This is a genomic window from Acinetobacter sp. YH12233 (assembly GCF_013417725.1).
GTDB lineage: Bacteria > Pseudomonadota > Gammaproteobacteria > Pseudomonadales > Moraxellaceae > Acinetobacter.
Window position 1 is genome coordinate 1 of record NZ_VPDK01000080.1, and the last position, 2,156, is coordinate 2,156.

Consider the following 2,156-nt stretch of genomic DNA (forward strand, 5'->3'; position numbering starts at 1 on the left):
TTCGCAAGAGATGCGATGGATGTCTGATTATTTGTAGTCATAAATTTAAGTCCCCACTTGTTTCTAAGTGGGGACTAAATTAAGGCTTATAGGATGAATTCAGAAGGTGTGTTCAGCGGACGCTTACGGATGAGATAAAGGATATATAAATGACTGACCTAGTTTGGTATTACTCTTACTTAGCCTAAGTCGTTCTAAATAAGTAATGAGAAATATATCACACTATTTTATAAATCTTAAGTCCTAAATACTATATGTAGTGTTTTTATTTAATTTAAACCACTATATATTGTGATTCACCCATTGCGCCATTTAAACAACTCTTCGCAGCTTTCACCAATTTCTTTTTCTAACTGATCCTGATATTTTTCTAAACCAATAACTGATCCTGATTGCGTAACTCTATTAGCTATTATATAAGCTTTCTCATCTTCTATAACTTGTACCAGTTCGCATAATTTCACTTTGTATCTTTTATCTTTATTAACAATGTTGTTTCTTGGATCTTTAATAAGAAGAGAACTAATGTATTTTTCATTCTTTAACTCAGCGAAAAGTCCTAAAGTTTGGTAAAAAACATCTCTAGATTGTTCAGCCTTCGGTTCAGTGTATTTGTATACAGTGTTATAAGCGTAGCTAGTTGAGATACTAGATACAGCCAAAAGAGAGAGTAGGGTAGTCTTAATTTTCATTATTTAATCCCTAGTAATTTTTTATATCTTGTCTTGTCTTCTTTCAAAACATCCCTACAGTCTCTACCTACTTCTCTATTATTCTTCTCAATTTCTTTTTCCGCAGGTTTTATATATGTTCTATAAGCGTAGTCGTCACTTATTCCTGCATTAATTACTTTTAAATTTCTTTGTATTTGGGCTATAAAATTATAATGAACGAAATTTGACCTGCACAAATTAGCTTTTCTTTCTAATTCATCTCTAGATCTTACATTGATTTGGCCATCCCGCATCTGAAGTTGTTCATACAAAGCAAGCTCACGTACAACTTGTTCACGACTAGTTAATTCTATTGTGGGATATTCATAAACGTAATCTGGAGTTGCATGTGTCAATATTGGTAAACCAAACACCAGAATTGAACTTAGAATTATTTTTAAAATGGTCATTTTATAAGCTGTTGTAAAGCTTCAGATAGTTCAGTATAGCATTCTGTACCTGATCCGTTGAATGAAATTTTAGGCTTATAGTGGTAGTCGTTCATTTCTGTTTTGAACGTTACTTCTATGTCATAGACTGCTTCTGCTGTATCGGTTAGTTCTAGTAGGATCTCCCATTCGTATGGCATAGAGCGAATTGTACCGTATCTGGTGAGTATGTTGTTCATGGTTATGCCGAGCTTGTAAAATGACTCTTCCTTGTTCCAGCATTTTATTAGGTAGAAGAGTTGACCGCCATTCAGTACAGCTTGATCTAGGAAGGCTTGACGCTTACAGCCCTTGATCTTCATTTGTTGTCTTCTTAGTACGTGGCTTTCTTGTTTTTGGTAATACAGGTACACGAGCATCTGCTGTTGCTTTCTTATTGGCTTGTACCAGATTAATGTTGTTGACTTCTAAGCTTGCTTCTAAAGCATTGTCGATACCACTTTTATAAGTTTTAATTTCAAAGTCTTCAGCAGCTTTGAAGTATTTTCAAATGCAGTTACAGGAACAGTAGGTCCATTTAGAATAAGCTGTAGCTTTGTTTGATATGACAGTTCTGGGTTGAAGTCGTTATATGTTGCTAATACAAATTTTTTTTTATTGGTAATGATGAATACTGAATACATAGTTATATCTCTTTTTATTTGAAGTTGTTTTTGTTCTTATTAAATGTTTGTCTATACATAATTTTTAGTTATAAAAAACAGATTAATATATAATATTTTTTATTATATTGTCAATCTTTATAACTTTTAGGAGTAAGAATACCTATTCTACATAGGCTATTTTCGTAAGCGTCCGCTGAACACACCTTCTGAATTCATCCTATAAGCCTTAATTTAGTCCCCACTTAGAAACAAGTGGGGACTAAAATTTATGACTACAAATCATCAGACATCCATCGCATCTCTTGCGAAAAAACGAAGAACATACAGTGCTGAATTTAAACAGCAGATCGTTCAGGCTTGTAAAGCACCGGACGTTTCAATTGCTTCAG

The 2,156-nt window shown here is 33.4% G+C and carries 3 protein-coding genes; all 3 read right to left on the reverse strand.

Annotated features, from left to right (window positions below):
• Positions 1–296 precede the first annotated feature (296 nt).
• Genes FTV12_RS16270 through FTV12_RS16280 form a run of 3 tightly spaced genes read right to left on the reverse strand, consistent with a single transcriptional unit; the run spans position 297 to position 1,464 of the window.
• Positions 297–692 carry a hypothetical protein gene (locus tag FTV12_RS16270; protein WP_179991002.1) on the reverse strand — a complete coding sequence of 132 codons (396 nt, stop codon included), beginning with the start codon at positions 690–692 and terminating at the stop codon, positions 297–299.
• Positions 692–1,123 (reverse strand): hypothetical protein, encoded by a 432-nt coding sequence (locus FTV12_RS16275; protein ID WP_179991001.1) that lies wholly within the window; start codon positions 1,121–1,123, stop codon positions 692–694. The genes FTV12_RS16270 and FTV12_RS16275 overlap by 1 nt, the downstream gene beginning before the upstream one ends.
• Positions 1,120–1,464 (reverse strand): hypothetical protein, encoded by a 345-nt coding sequence (locus FTV12_RS16280; protein ID WP_180034341.1) that lies wholly within the window; start codon positions 1,462–1,464, stop codon positions 1,120–1,122. The genes FTV12_RS16275 and FTV12_RS16280 overlap by 4 nt, the downstream gene beginning before the upstream one ends.
• Positions 1,465–2,156: the final 692 nt, after the last annotated feature.